The 22,341-nt window shown below is 32.8% G+C and carries 21 protein-coding genes and 1 pseudogene; 15 read left to right on the top strand and 7 right to left on the bottom strand.

The features are described from left to right. Position 1 precedes the first annotated feature (1 nt). From NIL_RS05600 to thiS, 5 genes are all read left to right on the top strand, one after another. Positions 2-1,195: an aspartate aminotransferase family protein gene (locus NIL_RS05600; RefSeq protein ID WP_187646837.1), complete on the top strand. Its 1,194-nt coding sequence runs from the start codon at positions 2-4 to the stop codon at positions 1,193-1,195. A gap of 59 nt (positions 1,196-1,254) precedes the next feature. Continuing rightward, the gene (locus NIL_RS05595) at positions 1,255-2,442 is read left to right on the top strand and encodes a TolC family protein (RefSeq protein ID WP_187646836.1); all 1,188 of its coding nucleotides are present in this window, start codon (positions 1,255-1,257) and stop codon (positions 2,440-2,442) included. Continuing rightward, positions 2,429-3,418 carry an SAM-dependent methyltransferase gene (locus NIL_RS05590; protein WP_197972047.1) on the top strand — a complete coding sequence of 330 codons (990 nt, stop codon included), beginning with the start codon at positions 2,429-2,431 and terminating at the stop codon, positions 3,416-3,418. The genes NIL_RS05595 and NIL_RS05590 overlap by 14 nt, the downstream gene beginning before the upstream one ends. Before the next feature lie 66 nt (positions 3,419-3,484). Next, positions 3,485-4,030 carry an ankyrin repeat domain-containing protein gene (locus tag NIL_RS05585; protein WP_187646835.1) on the top strand — a complete coding sequence of 182 codons (546 nt, stop codon included), beginning with the start codon at positions 3,485-3,487 and terminating at the stop codon, positions 4,028-4,030. Next, the gene (gene thiS, locus NIL_RS05580) at positions 4,027-4,227 is read left to right on the top strand and encodes a sulfur carrier protein ThiS (RefSeq protein ID WP_187646834.1); all 201 of its coding nucleotides are present in this window, start codon (positions 4,027-4,029) and stop codon (positions 4,225-4,227) included. The genes NIL_RS05585 and thiS overlap by 4 nt, the downstream gene beginning before the upstream one ends. Here the strand turns inward: thiS and acpS are convergent. After that, positions 4,204-4,569, bottom strand: coding sequence for a holo-ACP synthase (gene acpS, locus NIL_RS05575; RefSeq protein ID WP_187646833.1), 366 nt, complete (start codon positions 4,567-4,569; stop codon positions 4,204-4,206). The two genes, thiS and acpS, sit on opposite strands and share 24 nt — an antisense overlap. 135 nt (positions 4,570-4,704) lie before the next feature. Between acpS and NIL_RS05570 the strand changes: the two genes are divergently transcribed. After that, positions 4,705-5,496, top strand: a complete 792-nt coding sequence (locus tag NIL_RS05570; RefSeq protein ID WP_187646832.1) for an MlaE family ABC transporter permease — start codon at positions 4,705-4,707, stop codon at positions 5,494-5,496. Between the two features lie 14 nt (positions 5,497-5,510). On the opposite strand, the gene NIL_RS05565 is transcribed toward NIL_RS05570, so the two are convergent. The 4 genes from NIL_RS05565 to NIL_RS05550 form a co-directional block, all read right to left on the bottom strand. Then, positions 5,511-5,780 carry a hypothetical protein gene (locus tag NIL_RS05565; RefSeq protein ID WP_187646831.1) on the bottom strand — a complete coding sequence of 90 codons (270 nt, stop codon included), beginning with the start codon at positions 5,778-5,780 and terminating at the stop codon, positions 5,511-5,513. 130 nt (positions 5,781-5,910) lie between these two features. Further along, on the bottom strand, positions 5,911-7,254 hold the full coding sequence (radA, locus tag NIL_RS05560; RefSeq protein WP_187646830.1) for a DNA repair protein RadA: 1,344 nt from the start codon (positions 7,252-7,254) through the stop codon (positions 5,911-5,913). 246 nt (positions 7,255-7,500) lie between these two features. Beyond that, positions 7,501-8,373, bottom strand: coding sequence for a signal recognition particle-docking protein FtsY (gene ftsY, locus NIL_RS05555; RefSeq protein WP_187646829.1), 873 nt, complete (start codon positions 8,371-8,373; stop codon positions 7,501-7,503). Further along, complete coding sequence (locus NIL_RS05550) at positions 8,374-8,961, bottom strand: TlpA family protein disulfide reductase (protein ID WP_187646828.1); 588 nt, start codon at positions 8,959-8,961, stop codon at positions 8,374-8,376. Positions 8,962-9,013: 52 nt separating this feature from the next. Here NIL_RS05550 and NIL_RS05545 point away from each other — a divergent pair, with 52 nt between their 5' ends. Together NIL_RS05545 and rny are read left to right on the top strand one after the other, a co-directional pair. Beyond that, the gene (locus tag NIL_RS05545; protein ID WP_187646827.1) at positions 9,014-9,664 is read left to right on the top strand and encodes a 5-formyltetrahydrofolate cyclo-ligase; all 651 of its coding nucleotides are present in this window, start codon (positions 9,014-9,016) and stop codon (positions 9,662-9,664) included. Next, the gene (gene rny, locus NIL_RS05540; protein WP_187646826.1) at positions 9,576-11,144 is read left to right on the top strand and encodes a ribonuclease Y; all 1,569 of its coding nucleotides are present in this window, start codon (positions 9,576-9,578) and stop codon (positions 11,142-11,144) included. The genes NIL_RS05545 and rny overlap by 89 nt, the downstream gene beginning before the upstream one ends. A 168-nt stretch (positions 11,145-11,312) precedes the next feature. Here the strand turns inward: rny and NIL_RS05535 are convergent, their stop codons facing one another. Both NIL_RS05535 and NIL_RS05530 read right to left on the bottom strand, forming a co-directional pair. Further along, positions 11,313-12,188, bottom strand: coding sequence for a cation diffusion facilitator family transporter (locus NIL_RS05535; protein ID WP_187646825.1), 876 nt, complete (start codon positions 12,186-12,188; stop codon positions 11,313-11,315). Between the two features lie 267 nt (positions 12,189-12,455). Then, positions 12,456-13,019: a 5'-methylthioadenosine/S-adenosylhomocysteine nucleosidase family protein gene (locus NIL_RS05530; protein WP_187646824.1), complete on the bottom strand. Its 564-nt coding sequence runs from the start codon at positions 13,017-13,019 to the stop codon at positions 12,456-12,458. Between the two features lie 215 nt (positions 13,020-13,234). Here NIL_RS05530 and NIL_RS05525 point away from each other — a divergent pair, with 215 nt between their 5' ends. The 7 genes and pseudogenes from NIL_RS05525 to NIL_RS05495 all read left to right on the top strand — a co-directional run. Then, a complete protein-coding gene (locus tag NIL_RS05525; RefSeq protein ID WP_187646823.1) occupies positions 13,235-17,833 on the top strand; it encodes a PKD domain-containing protein in 4,599 nt (1,532 codons plus the stop codon). Further along, a complete protein-coding gene (locus NIL_RS05520; RefSeq protein WP_187646822.1) occupies positions 17,823-20,366 on the top strand; it encodes a S8 family serine peptidase in 2,544 nt (847 codons plus the stop codon). The genes NIL_RS05525 and NIL_RS05520 overlap by 11 nt, the downstream gene beginning before the upstream one ends. 2 nt (positions 20,367-20,368) lie before the next feature. Continuing rightward, on the top strand, positions 20,369-20,749 hold the full coding sequence (locus NIL_RS05515; protein ID WP_187646821.1) for a hypothetical protein: 381 nt from the start codon (positions 20,369-20,371) through the stop codon (positions 20,747-20,749). A gap of 184 nt (positions 20,750-20,933) precedes the next feature. Then, positions 20,934-21,137 carry a hypothetical protein gene (locus tag NIL_RS05510; RefSeq protein WP_187646820.1) on the top strand — a complete coding sequence of 68 codons (204 nt, stop codon included), beginning with the start codon at positions 20,934-20,936 and terminating at the stop codon, positions 21,135-21,137. Between the two features lie 199 nt (positions 21,138-21,336). Continuing rightward, positions 21,337-21,600, top strand: coding sequence for a transposase (locus NIL_RS05505; RefSeq protein ID WP_187646809.1), 264 nt, complete (start codon positions 21,337-21,339; stop codon positions 21,598-21,600). Then, positions 21,594-22,073: a transposase gene (locus NIL_RS05500; RefSeq protein ID WP_187646819.1), complete on the top strand. Its 480-nt coding sequence runs from the start codon at positions 21,594-21,596 to the stop codon at positions 22,071-22,073. Before NIL_RS05505 ends, NIL_RS05500 begins: the two co-directional genes overlap by 7 nt. After that, positions 22,063-22,216: pseudogene (locus tag NIL_RS05495) on the top strand (IS1595 family transposase); the annotation flags it as partial. The gene NIL_RS05500 and the pseudogene NIL_RS05495, both read left to right, overlap by 11 nt. Positions 22,217-22,341 lie beyond the last annotated feature (125 nt).

Genomic DNA, 22,341 nt, shown 5'->3' with positions numbered 1-22,341 from the left:
GATGAATTTAAAAGAGATAGATTTAGAATATGTTCTTCATACTTATGCAAGAAACTATATAAATTTTAAAAGAGGTGAAAACGCTACGCTTTTTGATGAAGAGGGGAAAGACTATATAGATTTTACAAGCGGTATAGGAGTTGTAAGTGTAGGACACGGCAATAAAAGGGTATCTGAAGCTATTTGCAATCAGGCAAAAAATATCATTCATATTTCCAATCTATATCTGATAGAACCGCAAGCAAAACTGGCTAAAAAGTTAGTTGAACTTAGTGGATACGATATGAGGCTATTTTTTGCAAACAGCGGGGCAGAAGCAAACGAAGGTGCCATAAAGATAGCTAGAAAATATGGCGAAGTCGATGGAGAGGTAAAAAGATACAAGATAATCACCCTAAAACACTCCTTTCATGGAAGAACAATTACCGCTTTGAAGGCTACTGGTCAGGAGGCTATGCATACCTATTTTGGTCCATTTCCCGATGGATTTGTTTATGCTGATGATATTGACTCTATAGAGAGTCTTTTAGATGACCATACGGTCGCGGTTATGATAGAGCTTATACAAGGTGAGGGCGGAGTGGAACCTCTGGATAAAGCTAAAGTTCAAAAACTTGCAAAAAGTTTGAAAAAAAAAGATATTTTGCTGATAGTAGATGAGGTTCAAACAGGGATCTATAGAACCGGTGAGCTGTTGGCTAGCAATCTTTATGAGATTGAGCCCGATATCATTACTTTGGCTAAAGGTCTTGGCGGCGGTATACCGATAGGCGCTATTATGACAAGATTGAAAGATATTTTCAAACCTGGAGATCACGGAAGCACTTTTGGAGGAAATTACCTTAGCTGTTCGGCTGCCAATACGGTTTTGGATATTTTGGAAGATGAGAAAGATAGAGGCGTTTTGGATGAGAGAATGGTCTATTTTGAAGATAGGATAAATGAAATGGCAAAAAAATATTCCAATATATTTCAAAAAAGTGTGGGACTTGGATTTATGAGAGGACTTAGAGCCAAAAGTGGCGAAATTTTGAGCAAAATCATAGAAGAGTCTTTTAAAGAGAGAGTTTTGGTTTTAAAAGCAGGAAGAAATACTATTAGATTTTTACCGCCTCTTACTATCTCAAAAGAGGAGATAGATGAAGGTATTAAAAGATTTGAAAAGGCAATTTTAAAGGTTAGTGATCAGATATAGGACATTGGCACTAACTTTTTGCTAATGTCAAATATCTAATGTTAAGAGATGGAGTGTTAATGAAATTTTCAAAAATCTTGCTTTTAATACCTCTATTTTTGATAAGTGACGACTCAATTCTATCTGAGTTGAAGCAAAAAGAGTTTAATGTCGATTTTCAAAAGAGCGATGTTGAGTCGAAAAAGTTAAAAGATAGCTGGATAAATCCTATCAATATGAGCTATTCTTACACAAAAAGCGATCAATATGGTCTAGATCAGGAAAACAGAAGTTTTAGAATTATTGTAGATCAACCCATATTTAAAAGTGGAGGAATATACTTTGCTATAAAATATGCACAAGCAAATAAAATCTTTTCTCATCTATCTATCAAAGAGCAAAAAAAGGAGCTTATAGCAACTGCCATAAATCTTTTATACAACTACAATAAAACTAAACTGCTATTAAAAAAGCAAAAATATATGATCAAAAACTCTAAAATTGATGTTTTAAGGAAAAAAGAGCAATATCTAAGCGGTATAATAGATAGCTCTTTCTTAGACCAGGCTATTTTGGCTAAAAATCAAAACGAATTAAAATATATAGAGCTAAAATCCACTTTGGAAGATATTTTAAAAAATTTCAAAGATATTAGTGACAAAGATCCGAATAATCTGAAAATGCTTCACTTTACTCTTATAAATAGGAGTGATTTTTTAAGAGAAAATATCTCTATAAAAAAGGCAAAAGAGGATGAGCGGGTAAAAAGATATTTTAAAAATATGACAATTGCAAGATATCTACCCTCTCTTTCTTTGACCGCTAGTTATAATACTCAGGAGATTTCGGGTTCATTTTATATGCCTCCTGGGAAAGAGAGCTTCAAAGATTATGGATTTAAGATCACTATGCCTTTGTTTGATATCAACTCTTTTAGAAATATCGAATCTACAAAACTTGACTATTTAAAATCTAAACTATTAACTCAAGATATGAAAAGGGCAGAAATCAATAGATACAAAAATGTTTTGAGAAAACTTAGACTAATAGATAAAAAGATAGAACTAACAAAAGAGGATATCGCTTTATATGAGAAACTTTACGAAGATACTAAAGAGAAATTTGAGGCTGGCGAAAAGACGGTATATGATATAGAGACTATGAAGAATTCGCTAGAGGCAAGGAAGCTTGACATTAAAATATATCAAATAGAAAAGCAGATGGCTTTATTGGAACTTTATAAAAGAGTGGAAGATGGTAAGATTTAGTGAATTTATGCAAAAATGGCTGTATGATAGTGACGGATATTATGCAAATTTTAAAGCTATAGGCAAAGAGGGCGATTTTTATACCGCAGTAAGCGTTAGTAAATTTTTTGGAGGAGCTATAGCAAAACATCTTATAATGCTTATAAATGAGGGTAAATTATCCAAAAATGCTGAAATTTTCGAGATAGGTGCGCATCAAGGCTATCTTCTTGCTGATATTATAGAGTTTATATACACATTGAAGCCTAATCTTTTAAAAACTCTATCCTTTAATATAATAGAGCCATTTGAGTCTTTGCAAAAGGTTCAAAAAGAGTATTTTAAAAACTCTTTTGGCGATTTGATAAAGTTAAAACATTACGGCTCTTTAAAAGGGGTGAAATCAAAAGAGGCTTTTGTAGTTGCAAACGAGATATTTGACGCATTTCCTTGTGAGCTAGTTTTCAAGGGAGATATGGGGTATATAGAAAATTACAATATAAAATTTTCTAAAATAAGTGATAATGTTAAAAAAATATCTGAAAAATACTATATGGAAAAAGGGGAAGTGGCCGTAGGTTATGAAGAGTTTGCATTTGATTTATATAATGCCTTTGAAAGGTGTTATTTTTTAAGTTTTGATTATGGAGATCTGGAAGTAAGAAACGATTTTTCTATACGTGTTTATCAAAAACATAATATTTATCCTCTTTTTGACGAAGAGTTGGAACTAAAAAATGCTTATAAAAAAAGTGATATTACATACGATGTAAATTTTTCTCATCTTATCGATGCATTTAAAGAGGCCGGTTTTGAAAAAGAAGCTTATAAAACACAGCTTGTAGCTTTGATAGATTTTGGAATAACTGAACTTTTAGAAGTTGTTAAAGAGAAAAAAGGATTTAACGCATATCTTAGGGAGGCTAATAAGGTAAAAACTCTAATCCATCCAGCTATGATGGGAGAAAGATTTAAGATGGTATCTTTTGTTAAATAGGAAAAATATTATTATATAATAATATATGTTATAATCGCTCTATCTTTTAAAAGAGAGAGGAAATAGATGAAAAAATTGGCTCTGTTTTTAACTGTTTTGATTATAAGTTATGCCGATAGCGTTAACGGGTGGACTCCTTTGCATGAAGCTATTTTCAAAAACGATTTAAAGAGCGCTCAAAAACTTATAAATGAGGGGGCAAATATTGATGCTAAAAGTAAAGCCGGTATTTCGCCTTTGCATATTGCTGTTAAAATACGAAATTTAGAAGAAGTTAGATGGCTTGTTGAAAATGATGCTGATATTGACATCCAAGATAGTAACGGTTTGACGCCCTTACATTATGCGGTAGGTCAAAGAAGACTTTCTATAGTAAAATATCTTATTATGCATGAAGCCGATGTAAATATAAAAAATATATATGGTATCACACCTCTGCATCAAGCTGCTTATTCTGGTGATGTTGATATTGTGAACTATCTTTTAGATCACGGTGCTGATCCAAACATCAAAAACGCTCAGGGAGTAAATCCTTGCCAATTGGCGTACGCTAAACATAGATGGGCGATTGTAAATATCTTAAAATATGTAACAGAGGGGGAGTGTAGATGAAAGTAACGATTAATGGTGAAGAGAAAAATTTTTTGGAAAGCAAAACTTTACAAGAGATTTTAAAAGAGTTGAAAGTTGAAGACAAAGTTATGGCAATTGCCGTGAATATGGAGATAGTAAAAAAAGATAAGTGGCGAGAGTTTGTTCCTAAAGAGGGAGATAAGATAGAGATGTTAACTTTCGTTGCCGGCGGATGATTCTATCGCCGCTACGGCTATGGCGTACTCTCCATCATGAGAGATTGAGAGAGATTTGTCTTTTATTTTGTATTTTTCGACGATTCTTTGTGGCAGTTTAAAATTTGGCGCGCCGCTTTTTTCTTTGTAGATTTCTATATCCTTAAAAGAGAGCTCTTTTCCTATGCCTGTTTTCAATGCTTTTGCTATAGCCTCTTTTGCTGCCCAGTAACCGGCAATAGTTTCTATTTTTTTGAGTTTTTCGATCTCCGAATCGTTTAAAAATCTTTTTAGCCCTTTTTCTCCGAACTTTTCTACCATTTTTTTAATTCTGTCGATTTTTATAATATCTACGCCTATCATAAAGATACCTGTTTTTGGCAAATTTTAACATTATTTTGATAAAATTTACATAGGAATTAGGAATTGGGAATTAGGAATTAGTTTATTAAAATTTCCCAATTCCCAATTCCTAATTCCAAATTCCAAAGGTAATTAATGGAATCAATTTTTTACTATCTTGGTCTTCCTTTTGTAAAGTTTTATAAAAGTTTGGAAAAATTTGGCGAATTTATAATATTTCAACTAAAACTATTACCGCTGTTTTTTGTACCTCCATACAGAATAAAAGAGACTTTTAAACAGATAGAAATCATAGGAGTAGGCTCTTTTTTTGTTATAGCCTTGACTGCTCTGTTTACGGGACTCGTAGAAGCCATACAACTCTATCACGGTTTTCATAAATTTGGTGCCGAAAGTTTTATAGGATATACTATTTTCGTCTCTATCTCTAAAGAGCTTGGACCGGTATTTGGGGCTTTAATGCTAGTTTCTCGTGCAATCAGCGCGATGGCTGCGGAACTTGGAACAATGAGAGTTACCGAGCAGATAGATGCGATAGATACTTTGGCTATCGATTCAAAAAAGTATCTAATAATTCCTAGAATAATAGCCACTACAATCTCACTGCCTATTTTGGTAATTATGTTTGTTTTTATAGGAAATTTAAGCGCCTATCTTATCTCAACAATAGCGTTGGGAGTCAATCCTACGGCTTATAAAGATACTATTACAACATTTTTAGAATTTAGCGATATAGGAACGGGTATAATAAAAGCCTTTGTTTTTGGATATCTTATAAGTATTATAGGTACGTATATTGGATATTTTACAAGAGGGGGTGCTAGAGGAGTAGGACTCTCTACGACAAAAGCCGTTGTTTATTCGGCAATGACCATATTTGCGGCAAACTACTTTTTATCTAGTATATTTTTATACCTTGATTGGTAAGAGTAAAAACTCTATCAATCACACTTTTTAATATTTAATTTTCTTAATAGATCTTCAAAAAAATCTCCCGCTTTTTTGTCATAGTCGTCGTGGAACTCGATTACATATTCTCCGGTTTCCATAGTTTTAGGTTCAACCGTAATTTGTGGTGATATTTTATGGATAGGAATAAGATCGTTTACGTAACTACAGATTGCCTTTTTCTCTTCTAGATTATCATAATCTATTTCTAATCTTGCATATCTCTCTTCCATTTGAACATGAGCTTTACACTTTTTGTCCATAACCATCCTTCTTTTTTAAATATTAAAAATTAGAGTAGTTTTTTACGGTTAAGTTGTATTAGTTATATTTTGCGACAATATAACTATAATCACCCAATTATCATCTAATTTTAACTAAATTTTCCTGAAATTACATCCACTCAATTATTTTTGATACTTCATCTACCACAAAACATTTAAGTAGATTATTCTCAATTGGCTTAGAAGGTACGATTGCTTTTTTAAATCCTTGAGAGGCAGCTTCTTTTAGGCGGTTATCTAGCATCTGCACTTCTCTTATATCACCCGTTAGACCAACTTCGCCTAAAAAGATAGTCTCACTATTTAGAGGTCTGTTTCTAAAACTACTTAAAATAGCGGCGATAACGGCTAAATCTGCGGCAGTTTCACCTATTTTTATACCTCCTGAGATATTTACAAAAACATCATATTGATTGAAAGGAAGCTCCAGCTTTTTTTCTAATAGCGCTAAAAGCATTGTTAGTCTGTTAGAGTCAAATCCTGTTGCACTTCTTTTTGGGTTTGCATAACCGCTTTCGCTAACTAGTGCTTGAACTTCGATAACTAAAGGTCTACTGCCTTCCATAACTACGGTTATAGCCGAACCGGCCTGACGCTTTTTTTTACTGAAAAATTTGCCGGATATATCTTTTGCACTTACTAACCCCACCTTTGTCATCTCAAAAATTCCAACTTCGCTTATGCTTCCGAATCTGTTTTTAAATCCTCTTAGGATCCTTATATCTTTTGAGCTGTCCCCCTCAAAATATAAAACCGTATCTACCATATGCTCCAAAACTCTTGGTCCTGCAATGGAGCCATCTTTTGTAATATGTCCTATAATGAATATGGAAGTTTTGGTAGATTTTGCTACTCTCATAAGTTCAAATGTAACGGCTCTTACCTGAGAAACGGTACCTGGTGCAGATGTAATTTCTTCGGTATAAATTGTTTGAATCGAGTCTATAACCAAAAGCTCATAATTTTGGTTGCTTAGTTCTACTAAAATATTTTCAAGCTTTATTTCTGAAAGCAGATAGAGGTTATCTTCATTGGCTTCGATTCTGTTTGCTCTTAGTTTTATCTGTCCCTGCGACTCTTCCGCGCTTACGTAAAGTACTTTTTTACCGTTTTTTGCCAAGTTTGCACACATCTTTAAAAGAAGTGTGGATTTTCCAACCCCAGGACTTCCCCCTATCAATACTAGACTTCCTGGAACGATACCACCCCCAAGTACAAGATCTAGCTCTGTATCGAATGTAGAAAATCTCTCTATCTTATCCTCTTTGATTTTTGTGATAGGATAAGCTTTTGGGTTTTTGGAACTATTTTCTATCTTTTTTGATATTTCTATCTGCTCATCACTTAATTCCAAAAAAGAGTCCCAAACTCCGCAGTTGGTACATTTTCCCATCCATTTTGAGCTTTTAAAACCGCAAGCTTGGCACTCATATACTCTTCTTTTTTTAGCCATCTCAATTTAATCCGTTTAGTGATGAACTATTTTGCAAAATTTTAAGAAATTTATCTGAAAAGAAAAAATCAAAAACATACCTCCATGTATATATACTAACTATCAAAATTGCTATATAAACGATTAAAATCCATTTATGTTCTTTTAAAGATATTTCGTCATATTTCTTAAAATATATGAAAATAAGCCAAATTACAACAAAGATTATTACTAGTACACCTAAGTAGAAAAGAAATTCGATATTCATTATTTTTCTGTTTCAAAAATTTCATCCAATATGGTATCTATATATTCATTAGGATCAAAAGGGATTAGATCTTCCATCCCTTCACCGACGCCAACGTAAAGTATAGGTAGTTTCAGCTCATTACTAATACTGATTATCGCTCCTCCTTTTGCTGTTCCATCTAATTTAGTAACGATTATACCGTCTACACCAACCATTTTGTTAAATACTTTTGCTTGATTTATAGCAGAGTTTCCTTGTGTTCCATCAAGGATTAGAAGTTTTCTGTGAGGCGCTCCTTCCATAGCCTTACCGCAGACTCTTACTATTTTTTTTAACTCTTCAGCTAAGTTGGTTTGAGTATGAAGACGTCCCGCCGTATCGATTAAAACTCTATCAATCCCTCTTGCCTTAGCCGACTCGATAGTGTCAAATGCTACAGCAGAAGGATCATGTCCCTGTTTTGTGTACACTATAGGGACATTAAGCTTTTCGGCCCATTTCTTTAGCTGCTCTATAGCGGCAGCCCTAAATGTATCACCCGCACCCAATATAACGCTTTTATCATCTTTTTTATATCTGTAAGCAAGTTTAGCTATTGTGGTAGTTTTACCGGCACCGTTTACACCTAGTATCAATTCTACAAAAGGCTTTACATCTGCTTCTTTTGTCTCTATAGGTGTAAAGAGATACAAAAGATCGTTTTTTAAAACTGTTTTGTTTACTTTAGAGGGAAGTGAATTTACAATCTTTTCTACTATCTCATACTCTACGTCCGCTTCAATTAAAATCTCTTCTATCTCTTCTGGAGTAGCGTATTTTTTCTTTTTTGGCGAAACTTGCTTGATATTATCTAGAGTTTTTTGTAATCCTTTTTTTAAAAATCCAAACATCTATTCTCCTAATGCGTTTTTGATATCAGTCTCTATCATCTCTTCAGGTACAGCTCCTAAATAATGAATTATATATTTTCCATCTTTGAACATAACACTTAAGGGTATCGGCATATTTCTAGGAGCATGAACCATAGCGTATATTTTTTTAGCTAGAGCAAAATTTTTGTCTGAAATCGATACAAAATAGTTGATTTTGTATTCGTTTATGAAGCTTTTTAGTTTATTGATATCTTTGTTTTCTTCTAACAAAACAGCAACAATCTGAAGTTTGTCTTTAAATTTATTTTGTAGATTGACAAGATGTGGGATTTCCGCTTTGCATGGAGGACACCAGGTGGCGAAAAAGTTTAACATTAAAACTCTGTCTTTTAAATCTTTCGACTCAATACCGATTTGTGTTAATTCGAGTGAAATATTACCGTCATTTACGCTATTTAAAATAAAAATTTTCTCTTCAGACTCTTTTTTCTCTTCTTTTTTGTCTGCTATTATATCTTTATTTTTATTTTCATGTTTTGAGCAGCCACTCATTATAATTAAAAAAAACGTTAAAAAAAGTACAAAAATAGTCTTTGTTACTCTCATTTGAATCCTTATTTGATAGAATATTGTAATTATATACAATTTAAGGTTAAAAATGGCACATTTTTCAAGTAAAGAGGATTTTAGAAAATATTGTATAAAAAAAGTCAAAAATATAAAAAAAACGCATAAAAAGATTAAAGATAAAAAAATAGTAAAGATTTTAGATGAGTTTATAGAGCTTTTAAATCCTAGCTCTATACTTTTTTATATGCCTATGGGACATGAAGCTGATATCAATAGTTTATTGAAAAAATTCAAAGATTCTAAAAATATTTACCTTCCGTTTATGGAAGGAAAAAGTTTTAAAATGGTAAAATACAGGTTGCCTATAAAAGTTAAAAAATTCGGTATAAAAGAGCCTGCAAACTCTTTTTTTAAACTTTCTCGTATAGATTTGGCTATAGTTCCCGTTATCGGGGTAGACGGGAGCTTTAGACGTATAGGATTTGGAAAAGGGATGTATGACATATTTTTTTCTAAACTCTCATACAGACCCTTTGTGATATTTGTCGAAATAGAAAAATGTTTTACTAAATCACAAATATGCGATGATTACGATCTTTTAGGAGATGTATATGTTACCCCGAATGAAATAATTATAAGAGGGGACTTAGATGTGGTTAGAGTTGTTAGTAGGAAGTTCTGCCGCTATTATAAGTGGCGCTGCAGGATATTTAATAGCAAAAAGAATAGAAAAAAGTAAATTCGAACTTTACGAGGAGCAAGCTAAAGCTAAAGCGAAAGCTATAGAACACGAAGCTGAAATTATTTTACAAAATGCAAAAGTCAAAGTAAAAGAGGCTGAATTAGCAGTAAAGAAAGAGTACGAAGAGAGAACGGCGAAACTTCAAGAAGAGTATGAGCAGCGTTTTAAAGAGTTAAGAGAGAAAGAGGACTCTTTAAAACAGATGTTCAAAGATGAACTAAAACATATAACTTTAGAGCGACAAGAGATAAAAGCTGAGAGAGAAGAAGCTTTATCTTTAAAAGAAGAGGCTGAAAAACTTGAAGAAGAGTATAAACAGAAACTTCAAGAGACCATAAAGATTTTGGAAGAACATGCAGGCCTAACGATGGAAGAGGCTAAAGAATTAATTCTTCAAAAAGCGGAAGAAGAGTCACGTGCAGAGATCGCACATATAGTAAGAAAATATGAGGAAGAGGCAAAAAGAGAGGCAAAAAGAAGAGCAAACTATATTTTGGCTCAAGCCACTACAAGATATGCTGGCGAGTTTGCTGCTGAGAGGCTTATAAATGTTGTAAATATACCGAGTGACGATCTAAAAGGTAGAATAATCGGTAAAGAGGGTAGAAATATCAAGACTCTCGAGATGTTGCTAGGCGTTGATATTATCATCGATGATACGCCAAATGCTATTATTCTTAGCTCTTTTAACCTTTATAGAAGAGCTATAGCCACAAAGGTAATAGAGCTTTTAGTTGAAGATGGTAGAATTCAGCCTGCACGTATAGAAGAGATTTACGAAAAGGTTAAAACCGAGTTTGATCAACAGCTTCTAGAAGAGGGTGAAAATATTGTAATTGATCTTGGAATCGGACAGGTACATCCAGAACTCTTAAAACTTATAGGTAGGCTCAAATTTAGGGCTAGTTATGGTCAAAATGCTTTAGGGCACTCACTTGAGGTTGCTTATCTTGCCGGCATTATGGCGGCTGAGATGGGAGGTAACGAAGTACTTGCAAAAAGAGCCGGTCTTCTCCACGATATCGGTAAAGCTTTAACCCATGAATATGCTGGAAGCCACGTAGATCTGGGTGCTGAGATATGTAAAAGATATAAAGAACCAGACGAAGTTATAAATGCAATATATGCTCACCACGGCCACGAAGAACCCAAGACCGTAGAAGCTGCGGCAGTTTGCGCGGCGGATACTCTAAGTGCTGCTAGACCTGGAGCTAGAAGAGAAGTTTTAGAGGCTTTCTTAAAAAGAGTTCAGGCTATCGAAGAGATAGCTTTGAATAAACAGGGAGTTAAAAAAGCTTACGCTATTAATGCAGGACGTGAAGTTAGAGTTATCGTTAATGCCGAGTTAATAAATGATGACGAAGCCGTGCTTTTATCTAAAGAGATAGCTAAAGAGATAGAGAGCTCCGTTCAGTATCCCGGTGAGATAAAAGTTAACGTTATAAGAGAAAATAGAGCTATAGAGTATGCAAGGTAATATTATAGGAATTGGGAAATAGGAATTAGGAATTGGGAATTAGTGCTATTTTATATCAAATTTATAATTTAGAAATTTTTTATTCAATTAATATATTCAATTAGATTTTGCTATGCATATTTATATATATTTTCCAAATTCCAAATTCCAAATTCCCAATTCCCAATGTTAATGCATTTCAAAATCATCATACGGATCTAGATGAATCGTAAAGTGCCATTTGGCTTTTGGATCAATCTTTTTTATCTCTTCTTCGATTTTGTCAGAGACTCTATGAGCGGCTAAAAGAGATATATCGGGAGTAAAGACTATATGAACGTCGACAAAGTTATCACTACCCGACCTTCTAGTTTTTAAGAAGTGATATCCGTTAACTTCTGGTTGTTTTGTTATTATCTCTTTGATTTTTTCTACAGTCTCCTCGTCCAAAGAGGCATCAAGTAGCATCAAAACCCCATCTTTTATAAGCTCATAAGCCTCTTTTATAATATATATTGCTATAGCTATACCAAAAATTCCATCTATGAAATCCCATCCTGTAAAATATACTATAATTAAAGAGGCTAAAACAGCAGAATTACTAAAAAGGTCGGTTTTGTAGTGCAAAGCATCCGATTTTACAACCATATTTTTAGTTTTTTCGTAAACTTTATTTAAAAATATAACAAGTCCGCCGGTTAGTACGATAGAGATTATCATAACTACGATAGAGCTATCAAGATACTCTATCTTTTTATCTTCTATGATATTTATAACACCTTTATAAAATATAAAAAAGCCTGAAACAGTGATAATGGTTCCTTCTATTACGGCTGCCAAAGCTTCTATCTTTCCAAGACCATAATTGAATTTTTCACTTGGTGCTTTTTCAGATTTGTGAATAGCAAAATAGTTAAATAAAGAGACAAATATATCTAAAATGGAGTCAATTGCACTTGCAAGAACTGCTGCAGAACCGCTAAGAATACCAACAATCAGTTTTATTATAACTAAAACCCCTGCAACGATACTCGCAACGACTGTAGCACTTTTTTGTAGTGTCATCTTATAGCCTTTAGTACAAATTAAAACCGTAATTTTATCAAAATTTTTTTGCAAATTTTTTATATCTTTATTATTAAAAATTTTCTAACTTCATAAAAGAGTAATTATAGGTGTTTTTCAAAAAAGCTTATATGAAGTTTAGAAAAAAAGAAAAGAAGAGGTAAAAAACATAAACATAGTTTAGAAACAATTAAAATTTTCATAAATGAAAGTTTATGAAATTATTTTTTTATATTTTAAAACACTTTAATTTTTATTTTAATAAATCTACAATTTATTTAAAAAATTTCCTATTATATTAACTTTATTATTTATTAAACAATAAATATTTTCTTTTGACACTTTTTGAGGTTCAAAATAGTCTGATATTATTTTAAAAATTATGGGATTAATCCCAAATTTTTTTGAAGCTATTACTATTCCAGACGATTCCATATCTGCAATATCGTATTTTATACTTTCTGTCTGTTCTTTATAAACTGTTAAACATGAAACTTGTTGCAATTTGATATTAATATTGTTTTTAAGAAAATATACCTTATTTGAGCATTTATCAATAACTTTTTTCACCGAAACAATCTCACCTATCATAAATTTTTTTTTACCGGCAGCAATTCCTACGTTAATAAGCGTATCTTTTTTTGTAGGAGGATACAGTGTAAACATATATGTAACAGCTGTAGCCGCATTTATAGAACCTATCCCGGTTATTACTAAAATAATATTGTTACCTTTATAAATGTAAAAGGGTTTTTTATGAATTAAAGATAATGAGAATTTTTCTAAAAAAGGTTTAGCCTCATAATATAAAGAGCATGTTATAAATTTCATAATTTGGATTATAGTCTGTTTTAATTTTGTATCTCTTTAAATAGATTATTTAAAAAATTTTATTTTAAAACTAAATTAAGAAAATGTAGTATATTATTATAGATATAACATTATCTTTATAGACAATATTTAACTATAAGAACTAAATTTAAGATAAATTTATAAAGAGGAGGATTGGCAAAGATTTCAAAAAAGTTTTTATGAAAGGATACATCATGAGGCGATTCAAAGAAAAAGCCATAAGTTTTGCAGTGGCGCTGTTCTTACTTAGTGGCTGTGGCGGAGGCGGAGGTGGAGACAGTACGACTCCTACATCAACACCTACACCGACAGATACAACTGTTACGACTACATCTACTGCATTTGTTAGTGGAACAACAGCAAGCGCAACTTCAACAACTACTGTGGGTGCTGCTTCTAGTTTGGTACCGACGGCTACCACGGTTAATGATTCAAGTGCGGTTGCAACTCTTATTGTTGATTTAGATAATGACGGAGTATATGGAAGTAGCAAAGATGCTGTTTATCAAACTGCAATTAATTCTGATGGTTCCTTTGATTTTGGAGCTGTAGAAGTTGCAGAAAATGGTAGTAAGGCACAACTAAGCGTAGAAAAAGATAATTTTGCACCTTATAAAAAGATTATTTCATTAAAAAACGGTCAATCAGTTACCGTAAATGCCGAAATGACGGTGCCTGTTAATACGCAAGTTGTTGATATATCTGACTTTAATGCAACTTCAAAACAGAATATGTTCTTAAAACTAGGTGTATCAAATACAATATCCGGGATTAAGTCTTATGCTAAGATTATGTCTTTAAATGATCTAAAGACACAAGCTGATCCTTCTTTTGGAGATACAATTTCAGAATCGGTTATACCTCTTTCTGCTTTTCCAGATAGTGTTAAATTAGTTAATGCAAAGATAAAGGCGTTTGACCCTACTAAAAAAGAGGATAGCAAATATTTTCCGGGAGAATATAAGGGAATAGGAAAAGATAGTGGAACTATGGCTACTAGTGAGCCTATGCAACTTGTATCAGTAGCATTTGATTTAATATCGCTAACCGATCAGAACGGAGATCCGATAGAACTGAACGCTTCAGTGTTAACGCAATCAAAACTCTCTCCTGAGCTTGATTACACATCTTGTTTACAAACAAAAACAAGATATCTTTCTCAAGATCAAGTTGATATGATAGAAGCTTATGGTGATGACGATAATGATAGTACAAACGGCTTCCAAGTACCTATGTGGTACTATGATGCTCAAAGTGGAATGTGGAGATATTTAGGAGAAGCTGAGTATTTTGCAGCAGATGATCCAGATAATACTACAGGCTCGCCATATGTTATTATGTGCGTAACTGAAAATTGGGGAGAGTATTTAAATCTTGATTATGCATTTGCTTTAGAACAACCTGAAATTGTATGTATTAGTGCGGTTGATCAAGATGGAAATCCAGTCGATTCTATAAGGGTTGCGGCTCAAAAAGAGACGGCCTATGAATATACATATTTAGATAGTAATGGTACTGGTTCCATAAGTTTAACTAGTGGAAGTGTAAATGATTATAGTTTTTATTATTCTGGAGTGCTAACAGGTTGGACAGAGACGCCTATAGATATAAACTCTTCTCTAAAACAATCAAATAGTGAAGGTTGTGATTATGAACTTAACTTAACTATAGAAAATCCTTATAGTGCAATAGTGACTATAACTGCTATAAATGACGATAATTCTACGGGAAGCGGATATGTAAACGTATATAATTATAGTTATAGTGATTATTTTTATAAAACTATTTATTTAGATAGTGAAGGAAAAGCTAAAGTTAAAGTCAAACCTAATACGGAATATACAGTAAATTATAAAGGAACAACCACTACATTTAATGTTGACGGTATAGTTAGTGGAAATGAAACGGCAGATAGTGGAAAATATGCTTACGTAACTATTCAAGATGTGAATCAGCCACCAAATACTTACGTATATTTCTCTCCTTATCAAATAAGTAATATAGCAGAGTCAGTAAACGTTTATATCTCTTCATATGATGGAGATGGAGATACCATAAATATAGAATCATTAAAACTAAACGGTTTTGAATTAAAAGAGGGAACTCATTATGAACTTATAGATACTTACTCGACTAGCGGATATATGTATATGAGTATCAAACTACTTTTAGATAATACGGAAGTAAGTAATATTGCCCCTAATTCTCTTGCAGCTGGGACATATCAGTTAAATGTTGTAGTTAATGATGGTAAAAATCAAGATACTGCAACTGCCGATTTAACCGTTAATGAAAACAGAGCCCCAGTTGTTTATGGAGCATATTTATTAGATACTGATAATATGTACTACTATATTACTGGTCAGATTATGGAAGGAAACTACACCTTACATGCGTATGCGTATGATCCTGACGGTGATATGGTTTCATTGGAGTATACACTTGATGGAAATGTAGTAGCTAATGATGAAGTTGTACAGCTAAGTAAAGGGGAACACGAACTTGTTGTTAAAGCAAGTGACGGTAATTTAGATAGTAACTCTACATTTACTTTTTATGTTGGAAATAAACCTCCGCAAATTTCTATGGCGGGTGCAAATGCTTATATGGTAGATATAAGTAAAGGGGAAACATTTAGGTTGTATGCGTATGTATATGATCCTGAAAATGATGATGTAAATGTTACCGCAAAAGATAGTAATGGTTCTGAAATTGTGTTAAATCAGGCCTATCCTGGTAGTAACTATTATGTTTCTGATGAGATAAGTCCTGCAAATGACGGTATATTGACATATGCTGTATCAGCTACTGATAGTAGTGGTAACGTTAGTAATACTGTAAATGTTTCTGTAGAAGTTATTAGGCAAAATCAGCCGCCAATTTTTGAAAAAGTTCCAACTTCAGTTACTGTAAATGTTAATAGTTCATATACTTTTGAATGTGAAGCTACAGATCCAGAAGGATATGAGGTTACATATAGTTGGAGTGTAAATGATACCATTTATAGCGATAGTGATAGTACTGCATTTACAACTACCTTCGACAATTCCGGTGTTTATACGGTCAGTTGTATCGCTACAGATATTGAAGGTGCATCAAGTACTGCATCGGCAACAGTTTATGTAATAGATCCGAACGCCTCTGGTAATTTGGTTATTAATACACAATTACCTGGATTGATTGTGGCGCTTTATGATACTTCTACTTTAAATATCATAGAAGAAAAAGTTACTGATAGTACAGGAACTGCTCAATTTAACGTTACTGGTAGCGATAGAGCAACCTTTTCAGTTTCTGTAGGTCCTGATTTTGCATTAACGCAAGATATGATTTTTAGTGATATCTTGCAATGGGCTATAGATCAAGGTTCATATCTATGTGGAGAATATAGTCCTGTTCCAGATAATGAAAAACCTGCCGAATGTTCAACTTTGGATGTTTGTTCACTTTACTCTTCAAATTATATTCCAAACTGGTTATTTGATTTCGTTATCGCAAATGATCCAGATTCTCCAACAGTTACTGCCGATGAAATAGATACTAACAACGACGGTTCATTAGATAGTAACGAAATATATAATGCGGTAGTAGATCTAGAAGATAAGAATGGAGATGGTAAAGTTACCTGGAATGAATTTACAGATGAAAATGAAACTAAGATTGAGAGTAATTTTTACATCAACGTTCCTGTTAGGACGTATAATATTTCTATAGACCCATACTATTTTGATGACTACCACCATTATATAAATGACTGTTCTACTAAAGTCAATGTCACGGTAACCGGTTTTACTCCTTATGGAAGTATCGAAATTTCCGGTAGTAGTTACGGTTATATATCTATAGATGCAAACGGAACAGGAAGCACAACTCTATCTTATTTGACTCCTCAATCAGATGGTTTGTATTCGTTGTTTTTCAGATATTTGGATAGTGATGGAAATAGCAAATTTTATCTTTTGAAAGATAAAACTGCAGATGAAATCGCAAATATAACAGTAACACCGAGTGATTTTACTTTAATCGCCGATACTAAGGTCGATATTATTACAAATAACGACTATTTAAGTATAATTCCATACTATAAGTCGTTGTATGTAAATGCATACACCGTCGATTATGACAGCAATACTAGTCAGTTTGTTAGAAAATACGTTAATAGTCCGGATTTAACTTATCAAATAAGTGGTTCTAAATGGATTAACGACAGCGTTACTAACATATCTTACGGATATGAACATTATAATTATTACGGTGACGGTACTTTGAAGCAAACTTACAATTCGGAAGATTATCCATATTTGGATATCACTCCTACTTTTGGTAACGATAGTGTAGGGTTTAGTGGAGCAGATCTGGCTAAAGTTAATTTGACAAAAATAAGTTACAGTGCTAATGAGTACAATACTACTACCGGTGAAAGCTACAGTGCAGAGATTAATTTTTACTTTACGATAGCTCCAACGTCTGTAACATTACCTGATGTTAGCTCAATACTGCCGACATCAGTGGCAAATTACTTTAAAACCTCTCCATCATACGAGTATTTATGGATGGAGATGACAGAATTTAAAAATATGACAGAAGAGGACTTTTTAAATGCCGTTAACGACTTCGATTTTGATCATCATACATTATATTCTAGTGGAAGTAGAAGATTGTATATAGATAACTTAAATGTTGATTCGACGTTAACTTCACAATCTTCAACTGTATCTAATAAAGTTGAAAGATTAAAAACGTTAAATCCTCTAAGTATAGGTTACGATATAAGGAAGCTATTTGAGAAATAGTTTTCTAAAAAAGTTGATAGCAAACAGCCTTGTGCTGTTTGCTATAAGTTTTAATGGATGTGGGGGAGGAGGAAATAGTAATGAACCGGTATCATCAGCTAATGAAACAAATGAAGAATCTAAATCAATAATTTCCAATTATGTATTGTTAGGGCCGATTGCCGAAGCTAACGTTTCTATTAAAATAATAGATGAAGATTTTGATTTTAATACTACTACCTCATCTTTTAATCAATCTATAACAGAATATAGTTGGCCAGATTTACCTGCGGGTATTTTTGAGATAGATTTTGAAAACTTTCCTGTAAATAGTGATGGATTAGTATATATTGAAGTGACGAACGGTTATGATGTAGATGTTGATGATGATTTAAATATTGATAGTTCTTTTAAAAATTTAAAAGGGATTATAAATGGATATGTTTTACTATCAGATTTAAAAGAGGGTAAAGTAATTGTTAATGCTCTTACTACCTGGGCAGCTCATAAAGTAAAAGAACTTAAACTAAAAAACTCAACCGAAATCGTAAATTTTTTAAATGCTTTTGCAAAAGATATTTTTCGTTTAAGTGTTAATGAAGATGATATTATAGATTATAGAGATATTTACTCATATATTCCTAGCAATACTGAAAATAACTTTTTTAAAAATCCTAGACTTTACATTCAGCTGCTTGAAAACAATTTTACTCAAGCGATATTAAATGATGAAAATCTTACCGAAGTTTTGCTGAGTGATGTGGATGGGGATAATCTTACATTGGAAGAAGAGTTATTGATAGGCACCAATCCATTAAACAGAGATAGCGATAATGATGGATTGTATGATAATATTGAGATTCAAAATGGCCTTAATCCTACAATTTCCGATACAGATTACGATTTTTTAAGTGACTATACAGAGTTTTATGGTGAAACAAATGCAACAGCTTCAGATAGTGACAATGATTTCATACCAGATGGAGTTGAACTTTTAGAAGGTTTAGATCCGTTAAATCAGGATGAAGATAATACCGGTATAGTTGATGGTTTAGAAGGTGATCCTCTATTTTATCTTCAATGGCATATTGATAGTAGAGGATTATCGGTATCAAATACAAAGGGCGTGTCAACTATAATCGGAAACGATTTAGATATCTTAAACGTATATCATAATTTTGTAGGTAAACATGATGGATATGAAACAGTTATTCAAGTAGTTGATACTGGTGTTGAAAAGGATCATGAAGATCTATATGTTGATTTAAATAGATCCTTTAACTCAGTTACAAAAACAAATGATCCTACACCAACTTCAAATGTTTCTACAATAGATAAAAGTTCGCCTTTAGTAGTTGGACATGGTACTGCAGTTGCTGGAATTATTGCGGCAAGGGCTAGAAATGGAAAAGGAGTTAGGGGAGTTGTTCCATATGCTACTATTGCTGGAAGTAATTGGTTAGAAAACCAATCTTTAGAGGACCTTGAATATTTATGGTACAGTGCTGATTGGGCTAATGATATACTTGTAAGTAACAATAGTTGGGGAGCATATTTTTTAAACGATAAAAGTTTTGAAACGATTTTAGAGCTTGCCACATCAGATTTAAGAGATAAAAAAGGTAGAATTTTTACGGTTCCTTCTGGAAATGATAGAGAAAATTATGGCAATGCTAATCTTTCTTATCTAGCAAATAATCGTTATGTTATTACAGTTGCCGCTTTAAATCATGAAAATAAGTTTGCAAGTTATTCTAATCCTGGTAGCAATATTTTAGTTTCTGCGTATGGCGGGGAATATTACTATATAGCACCAACTATAGCTACAACTTTATTAATGGGACGTTCTTATTACGAGAGTGAATTAAACGGAGAAATTGGTGCAATTACCGTAGATGAAGATACTGGACGTAATTATACTTTTGCTATGAATGGCACGAGTGCAGCGACTCCGATGGTTTCTGGCGTAATTGCGTTAGTTCTTGAAGCATGTCCTGATTTAACATGGAGAGATGTTAAGTGGCTTATTGCGAGTACTGCAAAAAAGATAGATGAAAATGATAGTCATTGGATACAAAACGATGCAGGATTATGGCATAACATTAATTACGGTTTTGGGTTAATAAATCCTTCTAAAATGATAGAAAAATGTAAATCCCCTTATTACGAATTGTTGCCGGAAGAGATAAATGCAAGTATTACTTTATCAAATTTGGAAATTTCTATTCCAGATAATAATACCACAATTTCAAAATCAGTATATTTTAAAGACAATTTTGTGACAGAATGGGTAGGATTAACAATAGATACTGATCACACATATTCTGGAGATCTTGAGATAGCATTAACCTCACCATCAGGAACACGTACGCTTATAATTACTCCCAATGAGATTAATTATGATGGGTATAATGGAGGTTTTCGTTTTAGTTCATTGGCTTTTATGGGTGAAAAGAGTGAAGGATACTGGAAAGTTGAAATAACTGATCGGTTAGAAGGGGATAGCGGTACTTTAAACTCAATTACTTTAGAAATATTTGGTCACAAGGAATAAAAATGAAAACTATAATATTTATGTTTTGTTTATTGATTGGAGTGGTTGCCAAAGATTATCAAGAATTATTAAAATTTAAACAAGAGCATCCATCGACTGTCGGTGATCGAAAAACTAATGAGAATTTTTCCAGTATTCCTGAAAACAACTCTGTTAATTCATCTCAAATCCAAGTTATTTTAAACCGAAAAAAGTCAATTTATATAGAAGAGCTTGAAAGCCGCTATCAACTTAAATTAAAAAAATGTATTGCCCATCGAATTTGTATATTTGATGTTATTGGTAAAAACATAGATATAACGAAATTGTCACAACAGTTGAAACAAGAACCCTTTATCCAAAATGTCAAAATTTATAAACGTTATAAAATGAAACCATATTAATCGTAGAATAAAATAGCTAAATATTTAAAAGTTGTTAAAAAAACTAATAACCTTTTTACTAACTCCTGACATTCTCACTTTTTAAAGAGAGGGGGCAGAAGTCCCATGAAAATGGGTTTAGAGAGGTTTAGAAGAGAGGGGTCAGGGTGTCTTGATATTTTACAGGATTTGATATAATGAGTTTATGTTTATAAGAAAGAAGAAAAATCAAAGTGGTAGTATTAGTATTCAAATTATTTCAAAAAGAGGCGGTAAATATAGGGTTGTAGAGAGTGTAGGTTGTAGTAAAGATAAGAAAGAAATTGAGATTTTATTTCAAAAGGCAAAAGAACGACTCAAGGAGTTAGAGCCTTCGCTTTTAGACTATCTTGAATATAGTTCTTCCTAAAGAAAACTATCAAACAAAGATATAAGAGTTATTGGAGATGAGCTTATATTTGGTAAAATTTTTGATGATTTAGGATGTGCAAAAATAGCTTTTGAGAACAAAAAGAAAAGGGATATTTTTCGCCATCTTATTCTAACCTGCTTCCCAAAAATTGGGCCAAGATCAGAGTTAGAGTATAATAAAACTACTGGAGTAGCAGATGAAGAAAAGATTCAGTGAAGAGAAGGTTGTAAAAATATTACAAGAGGTTCAAAAAGCGGATACCCAAAGAGAAGTTATTCGCAAATATAATATAAGTGAGCAGACATTTTACAAATGGAAATGTATGTATGGCGGGATGAGCGTAAGTGAGGTAAAAAGACTCAAAGAACTTGAAAAAGAGAATGCCAAGCTCAAAAAACTTCTATCAGAGCAACTACTGGTTAACGAAGCGCTCAAGGAAATAACAGAAAAAAAGTGGTAACGTCCACTGCAAAAAGAGAAGCTGTAAAAATGATGATGAGTCATAAGATATCCCAGCAGCGGGCATGCAAAGAGATAGGTATTAGCCGTTCCCAGTTTGTATATGAACCCAAGCAACCTAAGAAAGACAAACCTTTGAGGGATTTACTCAAAAGTATAAGTGAAATCTATCCACGCTTTGGATACGGGCGTATAGCGGTAATGCTAAGCTGGCGATTAAAAGAGACCATAAATATCAAAAGAGTATATCGGATATGGTATATGCTAAACCTCCAACTTCCAAAGAAGAGACCAAAAAGAAAAAGACTAGAAACCAATCCAATAAAAATGTGTTCACAACATACAAATCATGTATGGAGTAGTGATAGAGCTGCCAATGGACAAAAGCTTAAATCAATTACTAACTCTGTAATTGGACCCACTTTTTGGAGCAGGTCAATGGAGAAAATGAATTTGCAAAAAGAATCACATTAATGGCATAGAATCATTTTGAAGTTATGCTAAAATGAGATTATATAAATTTAAAGGACTCTCTTCTAAAGACAAATTCAATTTACACTTAAAAGAGTGCGAGTTTATTTAATAATCGTCATAATGATTTATTAAAATTCTTATAAAAAACTTTATAGAGGAACCTCTAAACTAGTCTTGACCCTTAAAATATAATGAGTGCCATATGTTATGGACTTATACATACACTTGACATAGATAAAAAAATGTATTATAATTTCAGCCGAATTTG

Source organism: Nitrosophilus labii, from assembly GCF_014466985.1.
In the GTDB taxonomy this organism is placed as follows: domain Bacteria; phylum Campylobacterota; class Campylobacteria; order Campylobacterales; family Nitratiruptoraceae; genus Nitrosophilus_A; species Nitrosophilus_A labii.
The sequence above is the reverse complement of the archived record's forward strand: the minus strand, read 5'-3'. Positions and strand labels throughout refer to the sequence as shown.